At 60.1% G+C, this 16,634-nt stretch carries 16 protein-coding genes; 7 read left to right on the top strand and 9 right to left on the bottom strand.

What is annotated here, in order from left to right:
- Positions 1-11: 11 nt before the first annotated feature.
- From phnE (N7U68_RS05725) to N7U68_RS05745, 5 genes are all read right to left on the bottom strand, one after another.
- The gene (gene phnE / locus N7U68_RS05725; RefSeq protein WP_263048528.1) at positions 12-827 is read right to left on the bottom strand and encodes a phosphonate ABC transporter, permease protein PhnE; all 816 of its coding nucleotides are present in this window, start codon (positions 825-827) and stop codon (positions 12-14) included.
- The gene (gene phnE, locus N7U68_RS05730; RefSeq protein WP_165197383.1) at positions 827-1,639 is read right to left on the bottom strand and encodes a phosphonate ABC transporter, permease protein PhnE; all 813 of its coding nucleotides are present in this window, start codon (positions 1,637-1,639) and stop codon (positions 827-829) included. Before phnE (N7U68_RS05730) ends, phnE (N7U68_RS05725) begins: the two co-directional genes overlap by 1 nt.
- Complete coding sequence (phnC, locus tag N7U68_RS05735) at positions 1,636-2,436, bottom strand: phosphonate ABC transporter ATP-binding protein (protein WP_263048529.1); 801 nt, start codon at positions 2,434-2,436, stop codon at positions 1,636-1,638. The genes phnE (N7U68_RS05730) and phnC overlap by 4 nt, the downstream gene beginning before the upstream one ends.
- Positions 2,437-2,516: 80 nt before the next feature.
- Positions 2,517-3,485: a phosphate/phosphite/phosphonate ABC transporter substrate-binding protein gene (phnD, locus tag N7U68_RS05740; RefSeq protein ID WP_373322993.1), complete on the bottom strand. Its 969-nt coding sequence runs from the start codon at positions 3,483-3,485 to the stop codon at positions 2,517-2,519.
- 226 nt (positions 3,486-3,711) lie between these two features.
- Positions 3,712-4,179: a hypothetical protein gene (locus tag N7U68_RS05745; RefSeq protein ID WP_263048531.1), complete on the bottom strand. Its 468-nt coding sequence runs from the start codon at positions 4,177-4,179 to the stop codon at positions 3,712-3,714.
- 117 nt (positions 4,180-4,296) lie between these two features.
- On the opposite strand from N7U68_RS05745, the gene N7U68_RS05750 reads away from it, so the two are divergent.
- The 4 genes from N7U68_RS05750 to N7U68_RS05765 all read left to right on the top strand — a co-directional run bounded on the left by N7U68_RS05750 (position 4,297) and on the right by N7U68_RS05765 (position 9,795).
- The gene (locus N7U68_RS05750) at positions 4,297-5,301 is read left to right on the top strand and encodes a GT-B fold glycosyltransferase domain-containing protein (RefSeq protein ID WP_165197375.1); all 1,005 of its coding nucleotides are present in this window, start codon (positions 4,297-4,299) and stop codon (positions 5,299-5,301) included.
- Positions 5,302-5,431: 130 nt separating this feature from the next.
- Complete coding sequence (locus N7U68_RS05755; protein WP_263048532.1) at positions 5,432-6,709, top strand: O-acetylhomoserine aminocarboxypropyltransferase/cysteine synthase family protein; 1,278 nt, start codon at positions 5,432-5,434, stop codon at positions 6,707-6,709.
- Between the two features lie 184 nt (positions 6,710-6,893).
- Positions 6,894-8,675 carry a hypothetical protein gene (locus N7U68_RS05760; protein ID WP_263048533.1) on the top strand — a complete coding sequence of 594 codons (1,782 nt, stop codon included), beginning with the start codon at positions 6,894-6,896 and terminating at the stop codon, positions 8,673-8,675.
- A 10-nt stretch (positions 8,676-8,685) separates the two neighbouring features.
- Positions 8,686-9,795 (top strand): hypothetical protein, encoded by a 1,110-nt coding sequence (locus N7U68_RS05765; RefSeq protein WP_263048534.1) that lies wholly within the window; start codon positions 8,686-8,688, stop codon positions 9,793-9,795.
- Between the two features lie 33 nt (positions 9,796-9,828).
- Here the strand turns inward: N7U68_RS05765 and hppD are convergent, their stop codons facing one another.
- Complete coding sequence (hppD, locus tag N7U68_RS05770) at positions 9,829-10,932, bottom strand: 4-hydroxyphenylpyruvate dioxygenase (RefSeq protein WP_263048535.1); 1,104 nt, start codon at positions 10,930-10,932, stop codon at positions 9,829-9,831.
- Positions 10,933-11,067: 135 nt separating this feature from the next.
- Between hppD and N7U68_RS05775 the strand changes: the two genes are divergently transcribed.
- Together N7U68_RS05775 and N7U68_RS05780 are read left to right on the top strand one after the other, a co-directional pair.
- On the top strand, positions 11,068-11,523 hold the full coding sequence (locus tag N7U68_RS05775; protein ID WP_263048536.1) for an Lrp/AsnC family transcriptional regulator: 456 nt from the start codon (positions 11,068-11,070) through the stop codon (positions 11,521-11,523).
- Positions 11,524-11,539: 16 nt separating this feature from the next.
- Positions 11,540-13,450: a cation:proton antiporter domain-containing protein gene (locus N7U68_RS05780; RefSeq protein WP_165197365.1), complete on the top strand. Its 1,911-nt coding sequence runs from the start codon at positions 11,540-11,542 to the stop codon at positions 13,448-13,450.
- A 61-nt stretch (positions 13,451-13,511) separates the two neighbouring features.
- Here the strand turns inward: N7U68_RS05780 and cobT are convergent, their stop codons facing one another.
- Positions 13,512-14,522, bottom strand: coding sequence for a nicotinate-nucleotide--dimethylbenzimidazole phosphoribosyltransferase (gene cobT, locus N7U68_RS05785; RefSeq protein WP_263048537.1), 1,011 nt, complete (start codon positions 14,520-14,522; stop codon positions 13,512-13,514).
- Between the two features lie 78 nt (positions 14,523-14,600).
- On the opposite strand from cobT, the gene N7U68_RS05790 reads away from it, so the two are divergent.
- Entirely contained in the window at positions 14,601-15,356 is a 756-nt protein-coding gene (locus N7U68_RS05790; RefSeq protein WP_165197361.1) for an adenosylcobinamide-GDP ribazoletransferase, read from the top strand.
- Between the two features lie 86 nt (positions 15,357-15,442).
- On the opposite strand, the gene N7U68_RS05795 is transcribed toward N7U68_RS05790, so the two are convergent.
- Positions 15,443-15,955, bottom strand: a complete 513-nt coding sequence (locus N7U68_RS05795; protein WP_165197359.1) for a CarD family transcriptional regulator — start codon at positions 15,953-15,955, stop codon at positions 15,443-15,445.
- A 297-nt stretch (positions 15,956-16,252) separates the two neighbouring features.
- A complete protein-coding gene (gene fdxA / locus N7U68_RS05800) occupies positions 16,253-16,591 on the bottom strand; it encodes a ferredoxin FdxA (protein ID WP_165197357.1) in 339 nt (112 codons plus the stop codon).
- Positions 16,592-16,634 lie beyond the last annotated feature (43 nt).

The raw sequence follows: 16,634 nt of genomic DNA on the forward strand, positions 1-16,634 counted from the left end.
AAGGCATCGCGTCAGATGATCGCGCCGCGCACTTTGGCCGAAACCCATTCAGAGATCACAACAGCCATCAGGATCACCAACAGGATCAATGACACCTGTGGCCATGCCAGTACATTCAGTGATGCCGACAGTTGCAGCCCAATACCCCCGGCCCCGACCAAGCCCAACACCGTCGATTCGCGAATGTTGATGTCCCAGCGAAACACCGCAATCCCGGCAAATGCGGGCATGATCTGCGGCAATATCCCATATGCCATCACCTGCCAGCGCGATGCACCTGTGGCTGTGATCGCCTCCACTTGGGTCTGGTCGATCTCTTCGATCGCCTCATACAGCAGCTTGGCACAGAACCCGATCGAACGGATCGCGATCGCCACCACCCCGGCAAAGACACCCGGCCCGATGATCGCAATCAGCAGGAGCGCCCAGATCAACGAATTGATCGACCGGGTCGAGACGATAATCAAGAGCGCAATGGGGCGGATAAACACGCGCGATGGCGTAGTGTTGCGCGCCGCGAGGAACGCGACCGGCACCGCCAGCAGCAGCGCGATGATCGTGCCCAGCGTGGCGATGTTCAGCGTATCCCAGATCGGCTCGCCCAATTGGGTGATATATTCCCACTTCGGCGGGGTCGCCCGATCCCAGATATCGCCCGCAATGCGCGGCGCATCCCAGACGAAGAACCACGTCGTGGCCTCTGAAATCTGTTGCCAGCAATAGGCGAATATCGCGATCCCGATCAGCCATAGCACCCAGTGAAAGAGCGATTCACGCCCCGTCCGGCGCTGCCAGAGTTTCTGGCCCCCTGCTTCGCGCATCGGCATTACTGAACCCTCTCGCGGATGATCCCAGACAGGTATTCCAGCGCCATCACCACCCCGATGATGATCAGCAGGATCGCTGCTGCCGTATCATATTCATAGCGGTCGAATGCGGTGTTCAGCGTCGCCCCAATGCCCCCTGCCCCCACAAGGCCCAGAATGGCGCTTTCGCGGAAATTGATATCGATCCGGTACATTGACAGACCGATCAGACGCGGCATGACCTGCGGTTGCACCCCGTAGTTGATCCATTGGGACCATTTCGCGCCTGACGCCTTGATCGCCTCGGCCTGCACCCGGTCCATACTTTCGATGTCCTCAGCCAGCAATTTCGACAGGAACCCGATGGTGGCAAAGCTGAGGGTCAGGAAACCAGCCAGCGGGCCGAACCCAAAGATGGCGACCAGCAGGATCGCCACGATGATCTCTTGCAACGCGCGGCTGACCGCGATGATGGACCGGCAGATTAAATAGATCGGCAGCGGGGCGATGTTGCGCGCTGCGCCCAGCGCGATGGGGATCGAAATGGCGATCCCCACCACGGATGCCGCCACCGTCATAATGACGCTTTCCAGCATCCCGTCCCAGATATCACCTGATCGCGAGGTGAAATCGGGGCTGGTAAAGGCCAGCACGAATTGCTTGCCGCGCTCCAACCCCTCGTAAACGCGGCTCCAGTTGACGTCTATCGTCAGGAACGCCGCCACCAGATAGGCAGCAAACCCGATCATCAGCGCCCAGCGCAACCAAGGCCGCTGAACAAATGGTGGTTTTTTCCACGGTTTTCCGACAATCGCCGCCAATTCGGTGCTCATTCAGCAGCCTCCGGCGTATCGTCATCGTCTTCGTCGACCTTGTCGATCGTCGCCTCCCAGTCCTCAGCACCATAGATCGTGGTCAGGACATCAGGGGTCAGCGCATCAGGCGGGCCATCAAATTCGACCGCACCGGCGCGCAGGCCGATCACACGTTGCACGAACATCTGCGCCAGTGCCACATCGTGGATATTGATGATCGCCGCCAGTCCGCGCTCCTTGCACAACTCGCACACCAACCGCATGATCTGCCGCGATGTTTTGGGGTCCAGCGACGCGGTGGGCTCGTCCACCAACAGCAGCGCCGGGTCTTGGATCAACGCCCGGCAAATGCCCACGCGCTGCCGTTGTCCGCCCGACAGTTCATCGGCGCGCTTGTCCGCCATCGCCAGCAGCCCGACACGGTCCAGCAGGCGATACGCCTCGTCCACATCCGATTGCGGGTACTTCCGCAGGAAACTGCGCCAGAAACTGACATAGCCCAAACGCCCCGACAGGACGTTCTCCATCACTGACAGGCGTTCGACCAGTGCATATTCCTGAAAAATCATCCCCATGCGACGGCGTTCTTTGCGCAATCCACCAGAAGAAAGCCCGGTCAATTCGACATCGCCGAGATACACCTTGCCTGACGACGGCTCGACCAACCGGTTGATACAGCGGATCAGCGTGGATTTACCCGCACCCGATGGGCCGATGAGGGCCAGAACCTGCCCCTCGGGCACCTCCAGCTCGACCGCCTTCAGCGCCTGATCCCCGGTTTTGTATGTCTTGGTTAGCTTTTCAAGCCGCAGCATGCACGCCCTCCCGGCGCTGAATTCAACATAGCCAAGGGGCGGTCCTCTCGGGCCGCCCCTTGCCGTTACTCAGTTTGGTGTTATTCGCAAGCGTAGCTGACGTCGTTGGCCGAGTCGATCTTGCGGATCACATCCCAGTACGACTTGTAGTCGATCTCGATGAACTGGGCTTCGCCGTTCTTGCTGAATTCTTCTTCCAGGCTGGTGCCGGCCCAATCAAAGTCAAAGAATGCCGCGCGGATTTTGTCCTGCAACTCTGGTTTCAGATTGTAGACGACCCCGTAGCCCGTGGTCGGGAAGGTCTGCGATTTGTAGATCGACACCAGTTGATCCTCTGTCACCACATCCCGCTTCAGCATACGCGCCAAAACCGAGTTGGCTATGGACGCCGCCGGATAGTCCTTGTTGGCAACGCCAAGGATCGAGTTGTCGTGCTTGCCCGAATAGACCGGCTCAAAATCGCGATCTGGCAGCAGGTCGAAATCGCTTTTCAAAATCGCCGACGGTGCCTTGAAGCCCGAATTCGACGTGGGCGAGGTAAAGGCCAGCTGCTTGCCCTTGATATCCTCAACCTTTTCGATCCCTGAACCGGGGTAGGTCAGGATTTCCATCTCGTAGCCAAAGCTGCCGTCCTCTGACGCCATGATGGTGAACGGCGAGAAGCCCGCGCAGTTCACAGCCAGTGGATTCGATCCAGTGTTGAAACCCGCAATATGCAGCCGCCCCGAGCGCATCGCCTCGATCTGGGCTGCGTTGGACTGAACTGGGAAAAACACGACATCCTTGCCGGTCGCCTCTTCCAGATGGGTCAGAAAATCGGCCCATGCTTCTTTGTAGACCGCTGGATCCTCGACCGGGGTATAGGCAAAGATCAACGTGTCGGGGTCAAGCTGTTGCGCCTCATCCGTCGGTGTGTCCGCGATCAGGTCGCCGTCGGTGTCACAGAACCGTTTGTCCAGTGTACCATGCGGGCAATCTTGTGCGGCAGCCGCCCCGCCCAGCGTCATGCTGAACGCCAGCGCCACGCCCGACAAAAGTGTTGAAGTCATCTTCATATCGTCATTCTCCCATTTTTTGCACGAGGCTAGATGTGATCGGATGCTTTCTCAAAGGAAATTTTTGTGACATCCGCTCCAAAAGCAGATGATCGTTCCCCCGATCGCGCCTGAACAAGTGGAAACCATGGGCTTTTGACACCATCCCGGAACATTCGGTGACGCTTGGTCAACGCGCGGTGCAGCGGCGGTTCATGCGGCGGGCAATTGCCTATACAGCTCAGGGCATCAGCACGTCACTGCGTGAAAACTCCGCCGATTCTTCGCTCAGATCATCATATAGCAATTCCACCCGCACCGATCCGATACTGCCCAGAGGTTGCGCGATATAGGGCATGCCATCCTCGGTGCGGATTGCATTCGGCATCGACGTCCCGTCCAGACAGGGTGGCATCGGCCAGACCTGAACAGGTCCGCCATTCAGGCTATAACGGATCTGGTGCAGCCCGCAGCGCCAGCTCAGCAAATGCGTGAAATAGAGCAGATCCTGACCGTCATATTCACGCACCGCGACCCAGTTGCCCTTGGTCATGCCCAAAATCGGCTTCACTTCCGTGGCGGTGGTGAACTTACCCGAGGGCGTCTGTGGTTCGGCCAGAAAAACCGCATCTTGCGCCGGTGGCTCGCCCCCGCCAGCATCATCGCCCCCGAACGCGACAGCAATCGCGATAAAGACCCAATCAATCATCCTTCAATCTCCTTTTTGCCAAAATCCCGATTTTAACAAATTCCCCGCACCTGCCCCCTTCTGCCACGCCCGGATCGCTCCTATACTGCGCGTCAAAACAGGTGGGATAGGGCCAGTATGGTGGCGCAGGCGAACAAAAGACAGCCTTTCAACATCGTGATCGTCGGTCAGGGCGGACGATTGCAATATGAGGCTATCATATTTTGCGCCTCGCTGCGTGAAACGACGCCCGATTTTGACGGACGCCTGATCGTGGCAGAGCCGCAACCGGGCCCATTGTGGAAGGGGGATCCGCGTATCAACGGCGCAGAGACAGCCATTCTGCTCGAAGAGCTGGGCGCTGAAATCGTCCCGTTTGAAAGCCGCCATTTCGGTCAGGACTATCCGTACGGCAACAAGATCGAGGCATTGCGCATCCTGCCAGCGGGTGAGCCGTTCGTGTTCTTCGACACCGACACGCTTGTGACGGGCGACCTGATGAGCGTGCCGTTTGACTTTGACCGCCCCAGCGCATCGCTGCGACGCGAGGGAACATGGCCCAAACCGGACCTGTACGGCCCCGGCTACACCGACATCTGGAAATCGCTCTACGATCGCTTCGGGCTGGATTTCGACAGCTCACTCGATACCACCCAGCCCGATGAATTCTGGAAACGCTACCTCTATTTCAACGCCGGTTTCTTTTACTATCGCTGCCCAGCCGAATTCGGCGCACGGTTCGAGGAATACGCGCTGGCGATCCGCAATGATCCCCCGGCAGAGCTGATCTGCCAAGAGCTTGACCCGTGGCTGGATCAGGTCGCGCTACCCCTCGTCATCCACAGTCTGGGCGGTGGGCGTGACACGCTGCCCGGCGGATTGCTGGACGGCGACATTACCTGCCACTACCGCCTGTTGCCGCTGCTCTATGCGCGCGAGAGCGAGCATGTGGTCGAGGTTTTGCACGAGGTAACGACCCCCAACCGGATCAAGAAAGTGCTCAAGGAGTACGATCCGATCAAACGGATGGTCTATCAGGGACGCGGCTTCAAGGTGCGCGACCTCTTTGACCAGAACGACCTGCCCCGCAAGGAGCAGGCCATCCGTAACAAAATCAAACGCAATGGTTTCTGGATGCGCTAGATTGCCGTCGCACGCCCGGTTGTGCCGCCGGGCACGCCGTCCTGCGATGACCTATCCCCCATAGCCAGTTGTCGTTGCGTCAGCGATCCCTTACAGATTTGGGCAACGCATTTCTTCAGGAGGACCGACTATGGCCTACGGCTTTGACACATTGCAGATCCACGCGGGCGCACACCCCGATCCGGCAACCGGCGCGCGACAGGTGCCGATCTACCAGACCACCGCCTATGTGTTCCGCGACGCCGAACACGCCGCCGCGCTCTTTAACCTTCAGGAAGTCGGCTACATCTACTCGCGCCTGACCAACCCCACCGTTGCCGCCTTGCAGGAACGCGTCGCGACGCTTGAGGGCGGGGCGGGCGCTGTGTGCTGCTCTTCGGGGCATGCCGCGCAGATCATGGCGCTCTTTCCGCTGATGCAGCCGGGGTGCAACGTCGTGGTCTCGACCCGTCTATATGGTGGTTCGGTCACTCAATTCAGCCAGACGATGAAACGATTCGGCTGGGAGGCCCGTTTCGTCGATATCGACGACATGGCCGCCATTGACGCAGCCATCGACGACAACACGCGCGCCGTATTCTGCGAATCCATTGCCAACCCCGGCGGGCATATCGCCGATCTGCGCGCTATCGCTGATGTCGCGGACAAGGCAGGCATCCCCCTGATCGTCGATAACACCACGGCCTCGCCCTACCTCTGCCGCCCGATCGAGCATGGCGCGACGCTGGTGGTGCACTCTATGACAAAATACCTGACCGGCAACGGCACTGTCACCGGTGGCGTCGTGGTCGATAGCGGCACGTTCGACTGGTCCGCTTCGGATAAGTTCCCCTCGCTCAGCCAACCAGAACCGGCGTATCATGGCCTCAAGTTTCACGAGACTTTCGGCCCGCTCGCCTTTACCTTCCACGGTATCGCCATCGGTCTGCGCGACCTCGGCATGACGCTGAATCCACAGGCGGCGCATTACACACTGATGGGGATCGAGACATTGAGTCTGCGGATGGAACGGCATGTGGAAAACGCCACACGGATTGCGGAATGGCTGGAACAGCATGACCGTATCGCAGGCGTGACCTACGCGGGCCTCAAAAGTTCGCCGGTCTATGACCGTGTCGCCAAATACTGCCCGCGTGGGGCCAGCGGGCTCTTCACCGTGAAACTCAAGGGTGGCTATGACGCCTGTGTGAAAATGGTCGACAGTCTGGAGCTGTTCAGCCACGTCGCCAATCTGGGCGATACCCGTAGCCTTGTGATCCACTCGGCCTCGACCACGCACCGTCAGCTGACGCCGGAACAACAACAGGCAGCCGGTGCCAGCCCCGATATGGTGCGTATCTCGATCGGAACAGAAGATGCGAACGATCTGATCGCCGATCTTGAACAGGCACTGGCCAAGGCGGGCTGATCCCGCCACTCCTGCCACTGTTCGTCAGATATTCCGGGGGCGCCAGCGATTGCCGCGCCCCCGGTCAATTACGCCGGGACAGGTGCGGGCACCATGGCTTCCCCTCGGCAGGAAGCTGCTATAGACTTCCATGCTGTGATAGTGGGACTCCCCGAGTAGTGACAGCGGTGTTAGAACGCCTGATATGAAACCAAATTTTGCCCTTTCTCTGTCATTTGACGGCATTGCCCTTCTGCACCGCCGGTTTCCCGGCTGGACATTGGTGGACGAGGTCAGTCTGGACACGGACGATCTTCAAGCCGCGCTGGCTGAATTGCGCGCCAAGGCCATCGCGCTCGACCCGTCCGGGTTGCGCGCCAAACTGGTCATCCCCAACGATCAGATCAAATACATCACCATCGCCACCACCGATGATAGCGATGAGAACAGCCGCGATCAGGCCGCGCGTGCGGCGTTGGAGGGGGCGACGCCCTATCCGGTCGATGAACTGTCCTACGCTTGGTCGGTGGACGGCTCAGACCTGAAAATTGCCGCCGTTGCCCGAGAAACGCTGGATGAGGCCGAAGCGTTTGCCGTTGATCATGCCTTTGCCCCGGTTTGTTTTGTAGCAATCCCCGCGAATGGCGATTTCAGCGGCGAACCGTTCTTTGGAGAAACCGCACATGCGCGCAGCCTGTTATCCAAAGGTGCGACCGTAACGCGTGACCAGACCCCAATCCGCATTATCGGTGTCAGCAAACCTGTCACGGATGCGTCGCCCGTATCGCCGGTGGACGCGGCACAAGAGGCCGAGCCACCGACGCTTGACTCTGCGCCAGAGGCAACACCGGCAGCGGATATTGCGATCCCGGCCGCCCCCAACGATACCGCAGACGAGGACACGGTCGCAACACCTGACCAGCCCGCTGTCACGGCACCTGAACAGCCTGACGATGAACACGCATCCCCGAAAAAGTCAAAATCAAAGCCAAAAGACAAAACGCCCCCCAAAGGCACGAAGAAATCCGATTCAGAGGTGGCCGGGCCTTTCACCAGCATCCGCGCCAGCCGCGCCGACCCCCTTGGATCGGCACCGAAGCTGGATGCGCCCTCGCGTCTGCGCAGCCTGATCGCAAACCGCAAGGATGACGCGCTGCGTCCCGGCAGTGCCGATATGGACCAGACATCAGCGCCCGAGCTGCCTTCGCCCGGTGCCGAGATGACGCCGGACACTGCACAGATCGCACGGGCTGCGGCCAGTTTGCGACCCGATCCCGCAGAACGCCTGCAAAATACGGCACCCGCATCCGAACCAGCGCCAGATCCAGACAAAGCCCCCAAAATCACGTTCTTTAGCGGACGAAAGCCACGTTCGGCCCGGTCCAACACCCGCTCGGGCAGCGTCAAGCGTATCCCCGAGAGCAACGCCAAGACCCGCTTTGAGGACGAAAAACAGCGCATGACCGTTTTTGGTGCGCGCCACCAACAGGTTGGCGGCAAGCCGCGGTTTCTCGGCCTGATTCTCATGGCAGTTTTGCTGCTCTTTCTGGTCGGCGTCGCGGCGTGGGCGTCAATATTCCTTGATGACGGATTGGCGCGGCTGTTTGGCGGCCCGAAGGACATCAATGTTGCAGAAATGCCGGGCGCGCCTGAATCCGAAGACAATGAACCGATCCGCATAGCCGTCCCGCAAACACCACAGACCAGCACATCATCGGAGTCCGCGGACACGGCAGCGATCGAACTGTCCGACAGCGTGCCGCAAGAAACTGTGCCAGAGGCACCCACGCTCCCGGCAGCAGAAGAAACCGCTTCACTTGCCGATACTCCCGCCTCATCCGAAACGCTTACGCCCAGCGCCTCCCTCGCCCGGTACGCCGCAACCGGTATCTGGCAGATGGCCCCCCGAGCCGCCCGCTTCACCGCGCGCGACGGGCGATGCCGAACGGATTTTCCAGATCTCGGTCGATCCGGATATCCGCTTTGATGACCCCGCCTTGCTGCCCGGTGCCACCTCACCGCAACGCGATGCCCCCCCCGATACGCCAGCCGACCCTCCGCCGCCGGGCGTGACCTTCGATATTGACGATAATGGCTTGGTACGCGCCACCCCCGAAGGGGCGATGACACCGCAGGGGGTCCGCGTTTTCGCCGGACGTCCCACGCTAGAGCCACCCGCCGTCATGCAGGGCCGCACGCCTGCGACCCCCGTCGTACCAGACCCAGCTGAGGTCCAAGGACAGGAAACCGAAGAACAGGCTGAGGAAGAGGTCGCAGAAGAAGAATCCCCACCCGAGTTGAGTGAACCGACCTCGCCTCTGGCCGCAATTCGTCCGCGTCCGCGCCCTGACAGCCTGAGCCCCGAGGCGCAGACCACGCCCGAAACGGATGCTGAAATCAGCTCTGAAACGGCCGAAGTTGCCGAAACAGAAGCCGAATCGGAAGTCGATACAGAAGCCCAGTCAGAAGCCGACGCAGAAACCGATCCGCAAAGCACAGCCGATGACGATGCCGCGCCACTGGTTGCCGTCAACCCGGCCCTTGCAGCGTTCCGTCCTCGGGTACGCCCAGACAGCATCACCGCAGATGCGGCTGAAGACGCCGACACCGACGCAACCACAGATGCTGATGCTGATGCCGTTGAGGCTGCTCTGGCGGCGGCAAATGCCAATACCGATGCAGAGGACGCGGGCGAAGAACGCGACGAAACGCTCTTTGAGAACGCGACAGAGCAAGCCGTGACCGCATCGCTGACGCCGTTAACCCGGCCCAAGAATTTCGCCGCCATCGTCGAACGCGCCCGCGAGAGCGCGTCAGCGCAGCCCGTGGCGGCGGCTCAGGTGCTGGCCCCGTCCCTGCCCTCGACCGCGTCGGTGGCCAAGGAGGCGACAGAACGTAACGTGCTGAACCTGCGCGCGGTCAATCTGATCGGCGTCTACGGGTCCCCCGCCAGTCGCCGTGCGCTGGTGCGCCTATCGAACGGGCGCTACAAGAAGGTCAAGGTTGGCGACCGGCTGGATGGCGGCAAGGTCGCGGCCATTGGCGATAGCGAATTGCGCTACGTGAAGAAGGGCCAGAACCTGACCCTGCGCATGCCCAAGGGCTGATCCGCCTCCTCAACCATCCCCATCGATGCGCCGTCACTCCCCGGTCGTCATCTCCAGTTCGCCCGCATTGATCTGCTCTTGTTCGATCGATTCAAAAAGCGCCTGAAAATTGCCCTCACCAAATCCGTCATCCCCCTTGCGCTGGATGAACTCGAAAAAGATCGGCCCGATCACGGTTTTCGAGAATATTTGCAGCAGGATGCGCGTCTCACCGCCATCCACCACACCCTCGCCGTCGATCAGGATGCCGTGGGCCTTCATCCGGTCCAGCGGCTCTGCATGACCCGGCACGCGGTCATGGCTCAGATCGTAATACGCGTCGGGCGGTGCAGGCATGAACCGCAGCCCGCGTGTCGCGATCTCGTCCACCGCGTCATAGAGTGCCTCGGTCCCGACTGCGATGTGCTGGATGCCTTCGCCACGATACTTGTTCAGATAGGATACGATCTGCCCGGTCTCGCCCCGATCCTCGTTGATCGGGATACGGATACGTCCACAGGGCGACGTCAACGCGCGGCTGTAGAGGCCGGTGAATTTTCCCTTGATATCGAAAAACCGGATCTCACGAAACCCGAACACGTCGCCATAGAACCGAAACCATCGGTCCATGTTCCCCTTGTAAACATTGTGCGTCAGGTGATCGAGATAGTAGAACCCGACGCCCTCGGGCTTGGGCGCGGCCAGCCATTCATACTCTCCGCCATAGACAGCATGCGGGTCGGTTTCGTCGATGAAATAGATCAGCGATCCGCCTATACCCCTGATCGCCGGCACGGTCAGCGCCTTGCCACCGCCATCATAGGCCTCCGCCCCTTTCGCGACTGCATGGGCCAACGCCTTGGGTGCATCCGCCACGCGCCAGCCCATCGACGGCGCCGACGGTCCGTGCTCGGCCTGAAAATCATGTGCGAAACTGTCTGCATCATTGGTCAGGATGTAAGTGATATCCCCCTGCTGCCACAGCTCCGCATCGCGGCGCTTGTGTCTGGCAGTGCAGATGAACCCCATCCGCGCAAAGAGCGCACGCGCCTCTTCTGGGTCCGGATGGGTAAACTCAACGAATTCAAACCCGTTCGTGCCTGCGGGATTGTCAGTGGTGATGCCGGTTTGCGGGGTATCATGCGGGAACGGTCCCATGGGGCAGCCTCCTCCTGTCTTTGACCTACGCCATAATACCACGCAACATGTACATAATTCGCGCATTTAGCGCCCAACATCCCATTTATGCGCAAAATATTTGCATATACTTTCATATTAATACATATATTTCGCATGCTCGATGACACAGATACCCGGCTGGTTCAGGCCCTTCAGGAGAACGCTTATCTCACCGTGCACGAATTGGGCGCGCTCCTGAACCTGTCGGCCAGTCAGGCCGGACGGCGCAGGCAGCGCCTTGAACAATCCGGCATCATCGCCGGCTATACCGCCCGGCTCGACCCGACACTTGCGGGACTGGACGTGCAGGCATTTGTGCAGGTCGCAATGACCAGCCACCGACCCGATGATGCGGCCAGCTTTGCCCGACTGGTCGCCACCCAGCCCCAGATCGTCAGTGCGTGGACCCTAACCGGGGATGCCGATTACCTGCTCAGGGTCTACTGCGCGGACCTTCCTGCGTTGAACCATTTGATTCACGCGGTATTATTACCCCACAGCGCCGTCGCAAAAGTGCATAGCCAAATCGTTATGAACCAGCTCAAGGCGGACGCTCCGCTGCCCACCTGACCCAAAAGGACCCTCAATGGAAGGTTTCCTCTACCAAGCGTCGATATATCTGGCCGCAGCAGTGATTGCGGTGCCAATCGCGGCGCGATTGGGGCTCGGATCAGTGCTGGGCTATTTGGCAGCGGGGATACTCATTGGGCCGGTCTTTGGCCTCGTTGGGCACGAAACCGAAGAGTTACAGCATTTTGCAGAATTCGGCGTGGTGATGATGCTGTTTCTCATCGGGCTGGAATTGTCGCCAAAGGCACTCTGGGACATGCGGCACAGGTTATTGGGTCTCGGCGGCATGCAAACGACCATCACGACACTGGCGGTCATGGTTGGTGCGATGCTGCTGGACCAAAGCTGGAGCGTGGCACTCGCTGTCGGGTTAATATTCGCGCTGTCATCGACGGCGATCGTGCTACAGACCCTGTCTGAAAAGGGCTTGATGCAGACCGGCGGGGGGCGATCGGCCTTCTCGGTGCTGCTGACACAGGACATCGCGGTGATCCCGATCCTCGCTCTCTTGCCCCTACTGGCGCTGCCCAAACCGTCCGATATGGTACTGGCAGATGCGCTGGAGCGCCCTGTAGGCGAAGTGGCCCATGCGGTGTCCGGCCATCACGACGCCAGCTTTTCACTGGTGCAGGGGCTGCCCGGCTGGGGCGTCACACTGGTTACGATAGGGGCGGTCGCGGCGATCATCCTCACCGGCATCTATCTGATCGCACCTGTTTTTCGCTTTATTCATGCTGCCCGCCTGCGCGAGATGTATACCGCGCTGGCATTGCTGATTGTCTGCGGCATCAGCTTCGTGATGTATCTGGTCGGCCTCTCACCCGCGCTCGGTGCATTTCTGGCGGGTGTGGTTCTGGCCAACAGCGAATTCCGGCACGAACTGGAATCGGATATCGAACCCTTCAAGGGGCTGCTCCTCGGCCTCTTCTTCATCACCGTGGGCGCGGGGATCAACTTTGCCATCCTCTTTGGCGCGCCATTCCTCATTCTAGGGCTGGCGCTGCTGGTGATCGTGACCAAGGGGCTGATCCTTTACCTGCTCGGCCGCGTCTTCAATCTGCGCGGGCGCGATCTGTGGCTGTTCACCCTCTCGCTGGCGCAGGCAGGTGAATTCGGTTTTGTCCTGATTTCATTCTCATCCCAGCAAAATGTCGTCCCACCCGCCCTGACCGAGATTCTGCTGCTGGTGGTGGCCCTGACGATGCTGATCACGCCACTGCTCTTTATCTTATACGACTGGCTGTCAAAACGGATTGAAACAATCGCAGAGACCCATGAGCCGGACAAGATCGACCATCAGGGGCCGGTGATCATCGTCGGCATCGGTCGCTTTGGCCAGATCGTCAATCGGCTGGTGCGCTCTGCAGGATACAGCACCGTGGTGCTTGATCACGATCTTCAGGCTATCCAGCGCATGCGCCGTTTTGGCGTCAAGGGGTTCTTTGGCGATCCGACGCGGCCCGAACTGCTTCACGCCGCGGGCCTCAAGGACGCCAAGGTGCTGGTTGCAGCGATCGACGATCCCGACGCCGCCACCCGGCTGGTGGCTTTTGCCAGACGCGAACGGCCGGATCTGCACATCATCGCCCGCGCCCGTGACCGTACCCATGTGTTCCGCCTCTATCAGGCCGGGGCCAATGACATCGTCCGAGAGATGTTCGACGCCTCCCTGCGTGCAGGCCGCTACGTGCTGGAAAACATCGGTCTCTCTGAATATGAGGCGTCCGAGATGGAGGAAACCTTCTATCACCACGACCGGCATTCAGTACGCGAACTGGCTGCCCTATGGAATCCGGACGTGCCGACGATCAAGAACGAGCCCTATATCGCCCGCGCGCAGGAACTGGAAAAAGAGCTGGAGACAATGCTGCTGTCACAGCTGGAAGAAAGCGCCGAGGTCAGCACGACCAAGAAACGTCGCGCGTAGGTCGGGCTGCAACCCGCGCCCACGGCATGGCGCGCCACATCGACTGGCGATATGGCCCGCCCTATCCGCCCGCTACGCCCGCCTCGGCAAATGTCGCCATGCCACTGTGACACGCCAACGCGCCCTGCATCACGCCGATCGCTAACGCGCCACCCGATCCCTCGCCCAGCCGCATATCCAGCGATAATAGCGGCATCTTGCCCAATCGCTCTAACGCGGGCGCATGTGCCGTCTCGGCGCTGACGTGGCCAGCGACGCAGTGATCCAATGCGCCGGATTGTTCGCTTTCCAGACAGGCCGCCGCCGCCGTGCAGATGAACCCATCCAACAGCACCGGGATGCGCAGCACCCGTGCCCGCAGGATTGCCCCCGCCATCGCAGCCAACTCTCGACCACCGACGCGGCGTAACACGTCCAAGCCAGTCGCACCGGCATGCAACTTCGCCGCCGCCTCTACCACTTGCGTCTTGAGGGCCAGCCCAGACGCATCGACTCCGGTCCCCTCGCCCGTCCAATCCCCCGCCTGCCCACCATAGAGCAGATGCAGGATCGCCGAGGCGCTGGTCGTGTTGCCGATCCCCATCTCGCCGGTGACCAGCAAATCACTGGCAGGATCGACCGCATCCCATCCGGTGTGCATCGCCGCGACCAATTCTGCTTGGGTCATCGCGGGCTCTTGGGTGAAATCCGCTGTCGGCACGTCCAGCGACAGCGCATGCACATCCATCCGCGCGCCAAAACAGCGCGCCAACTGGTTGATGGCAGCACCGCCCGCCTGAAAATTGGCCACCATCTGCGCGGTCACTTCGGCAGGAAAGGCAGACACACCGCGCGCCGTTACCCCATGATTACCAGCGAAGACAATGATCTGCGGGGCTTCGATCCGCGCGCGTCCATCGCCGCGCCAGCCACAATACCAAATCGCCAGTTCTTCCAGTCGGCCCAGCGCTCCCGGCGGCTTGGTCAGCTGGCCGTTGCGCGCCTCTGCCGCCGCGCGCGCTACGTCGTCTGAACCCTGCAAAGCACCCAAGATGCCCTGAACCTCCGCGAGCTGCGAAAAATCCTGCCCCATCTACGCCTCCGTTGTGTTTGCCTTCTGCCTTATGTATCGCAGTCGTGCCCCCTGCAAGACACCCGATTGGCCGACCCAATGACCAAAAACGACGCTCCCCTGATCAACCTTGCCGACATCGCCGAGGCGCTGACCCTGCTCAGCCGCCTGCCGATAGCATCACAAGGCAAACGCGGCAGCGCGGCGGTCTGGGCCTACCCCGTGGCCGGGTTGGCGATTGGCGGTATCGCCGGTGCAGCCGGTCATCTGACCGTCTATCTCGGACTGCCGACCGCGCTTGCTGCGATTGCCGCGCTGGCGTGCCAGATCATCATCACAGGGGCCATGCACGAGGACGGGTTTGCCGATAGTGTCGATGGCCTTTGGGGCGGTTGGGACCGCACGCGGCGGCTGGAAATTATGAAGGATAGCCAGATCGGATCTTATGGTGTGATCGCGCTTTGTCTTTCGTTGACCTGTCGATGGGTGCTGCTTTGGTTCTTGTTTGATCTGAATCACGAGGCCGCGCCTGCGGCGATCGCTGTCGCAGCGGCCCTTTCAAGGGCTGCCATGCCGGTGCTGATGTGGTCACTGCCCCACGCGCGCGCAGACGGGTTGTCACACAGCGTCGGGGCCCCTTCCGTCCAATCTGTGCTGATCGGGCTGGCCATCGCTGCCTTTGCAGCGTGCATACTGACATTATCCACCGCCCTTCCGGCAATCATCGCCGCCGGGTGCGTGACATTGGTTGTGCGTCAGATCGCCCGTGCCAAGATCAACGGCCAAACCGGCGATATTCTGGGCGCAACGCAGCAGATGGTCGAAATTGTCGTACTTACGGCCATCATCGCCTGACCATCCCCATCTACGATTTAACCCAGCCACGCAAAAGGGCCGCACCCTTAGCAGGATGCGGCCCTCAATGCGTCAGTTACCTGTGATCAGGCAGCCGCACGCGAGATCAGCACATCGCCAACCTGCTTGGCGGCTTCTACTTCGCCGTCACCGCTAACGGCAGCGACTTCGCGAGTCAAACGCTCCAGCGCCGCCTCATATAGCTGGCGCTCGGAATAGCTCTGTTCGCGTTGATCGTCCGTCCGGTGCAGGTCGCGCACCACTTCGGCAATGGCGATCAGGTCGCCCGAGTTGATCTTTTGCTCGTATTCCTGCGCACGGCGCGACCACATGGCGCGCTTGGCCTTGGCCTTGCCTTTGAGTGTGGTCATCGCGCGCGACACCACATCAGGGCTGGACAGACCACGCATACCGATTTCCGTCGCTTTGTGTGTGGGCACGCGCAGCGTCATCTTGTCTTTTTCGAACGAGATGACGAACAGTTCCAGCTCGATCCCGGCAATCTCTTGGCTCTCAATCGACACGATCTGGCCAACGCCATGCGCGGGATACACCACAAAGTCATTAGGACGGAATTCGGATTTCTTCGATTTTGTCATTCAGATCTTCCTCATACGCCAGCCGCGTTTGCGCAAGAAACAGACCAGAGGGAGAACCCCCTGCTTTGGATCGGTCTGTCTGTGGCGCAAAGAAACCCATCCCCAGGCGGCAGCAAGGGCAGATGGATATCGGGCAAGACTCTACATTTGTAACGGTAATATATCATAATTTTTGACCCACCGAAAGAGACAGGGGTGCGTCAGACAGATCATAGCTTAGAACTCATAGACTTAGCGCGTCACCCTCATGTGAAATGAAAGCGTTTTCAGCCCGTTTTCCGAATCAGACCGTTTAGTTCAGCCACCTTCGCCGGGCTTTTCGGAAAAGTACTTGTCCAGCTTACCCTCTTCGCCATCACGCTCGGCGGCTTCGGGCAGCTCGTCCTTCTTGGTTATGATCACCGGCCAGAGTTCCGCATACTTGCGATTGAACTCCACCCACTTTTCCATATCCGGCTCGGTGTCGGGACGGATCGCGTCGGCCGGGCACTCAGGTTCGCAAACGCCGCAGTCGATACATTCATCCGGATGGATGACCAGCATGTTCTCGCCCTCATAGAAACAATCGACCGGGCACACTTCGACACAGTCGGTGTATTTGCAGGCAATACAGGCATCGTTGACGATATAGGTCATGTCCGGTTTCTCGCGTGAGGCGTCATCGTGGCGTTCTGGGCAC

Origin of the sequence: Roseovarius pelagicus, assembly GCF_025639885.1 — a bacterium.
In the GTDB taxonomy this organism is placed as follows: Bacteria; Pseudomonadota; Alphaproteobacteria; order Rhodobacterales; family Rhodobacteraceae; genus Roseovarius; species Roseovarius pelagicus.

Excerpts from the sequence above, each read along its gene's own strand:
- phnE (WP_263048528.1), bottom strand. The coding sequence starts at position 827 with ATGCCGATGCGCGAAGCAGGGGGCCAGAAACTCTGGCAGCGCCGGACG.
- phnE (WP_165197383.1), bottom strand. The coding sequence starts at position 1,639 with ATGAGCACCGAATTGGCGGCGATTGTCGGAAAACCGTGGAAAAAACCA.
- phnC (WP_263048529.1), bottom strand. The coding sequence starts at position 2,436 with ATGCTGCGGCTTGAAAAGCTAACCAAGACATACAAAACCGGGGATCAG.
- phnD (WP_373322993.1), bottom strand. The coding sequence starts at position 3,485 with ATGACTTCAACACTTTTGTCGGGCGTGGCGCTGGCGTTCAGCATGACG.
- N7U68_RS05745 (WP_263048531.1), bottom strand. The coding sequence starts at position 4,179 with ATGATTGATTGGGTCTTTATCGCGATTGCTGTCGCGTTCGGGGGCGAT.
- N7U68_RS05750 (WP_165197375.1), top strand. The coding sequence starts at position 4,297 with ATGGTGGCGCAGGCGAACAAAAGACAGCCTTTCAACATCGTGATCGTC.
- N7U68_RS05755 (WP_263048532.1), top strand. The coding sequence starts at position 5,432 with ATGGCCTACGGCTTTGACACATTGCAGATCCACGCGGGCGCACACCCC.
- N7U68_RS05760 (WP_263048533.1), top strand. The coding sequence starts at position 6,894 with ATGAAACCAAATTTTGCCCTTTCTCTGTCATTTGACGGCATTGCCCTT.
- hppD (WP_263048535.1), bottom strand. The coding sequence starts at position 10,932 with ATGGGACCGTTCCCGCATGATACCCCGCAAACCGGCATCACCACTGAC.
- N7U68_RS05775 (WP_263048536.1), top strand. The coding sequence starts at position 11,068 with ATGCTCGATGACACAGATACCCGGCTGGTTCAGGCCCTTCAGGAGAAC.
- N7U68_RS05780 (WP_165197365.1), top strand. The coding sequence starts at position 11,540 with ATGGAAGGTTTCCTCTACCAAGCGTCGATATATCTGGCCGCAGCAGTG.
- cobT (WP_263048537.1), bottom strand. The coding sequence starts at position 14,522 with ATGGGGCAGGATTTTTCGCAGCTCGCGGAGGTTCAGGGCATCTTGGGT.
- N7U68_RS05790 (WP_165197361.1), top strand. The coding sequence starts at position 14,601 with ATGACCAAAAACGACGCTCCCCTGATCAACCTTGCCGACATCGCCGAG.
- N7U68_RS05795 (WP_165197359.1), bottom strand. The coding sequence starts at position 15,955 with ATGACAAAATCGAAGAAATCCGAATTCCGTCCTAATGACTTTGTGGTG.
- fdxA (WP_165197357.1), bottom strand. The coding sequence starts at position 16,591 with ATGACCTATATCGTCAACGATGCCTGTATTGCCTGCAAATACACCGAC.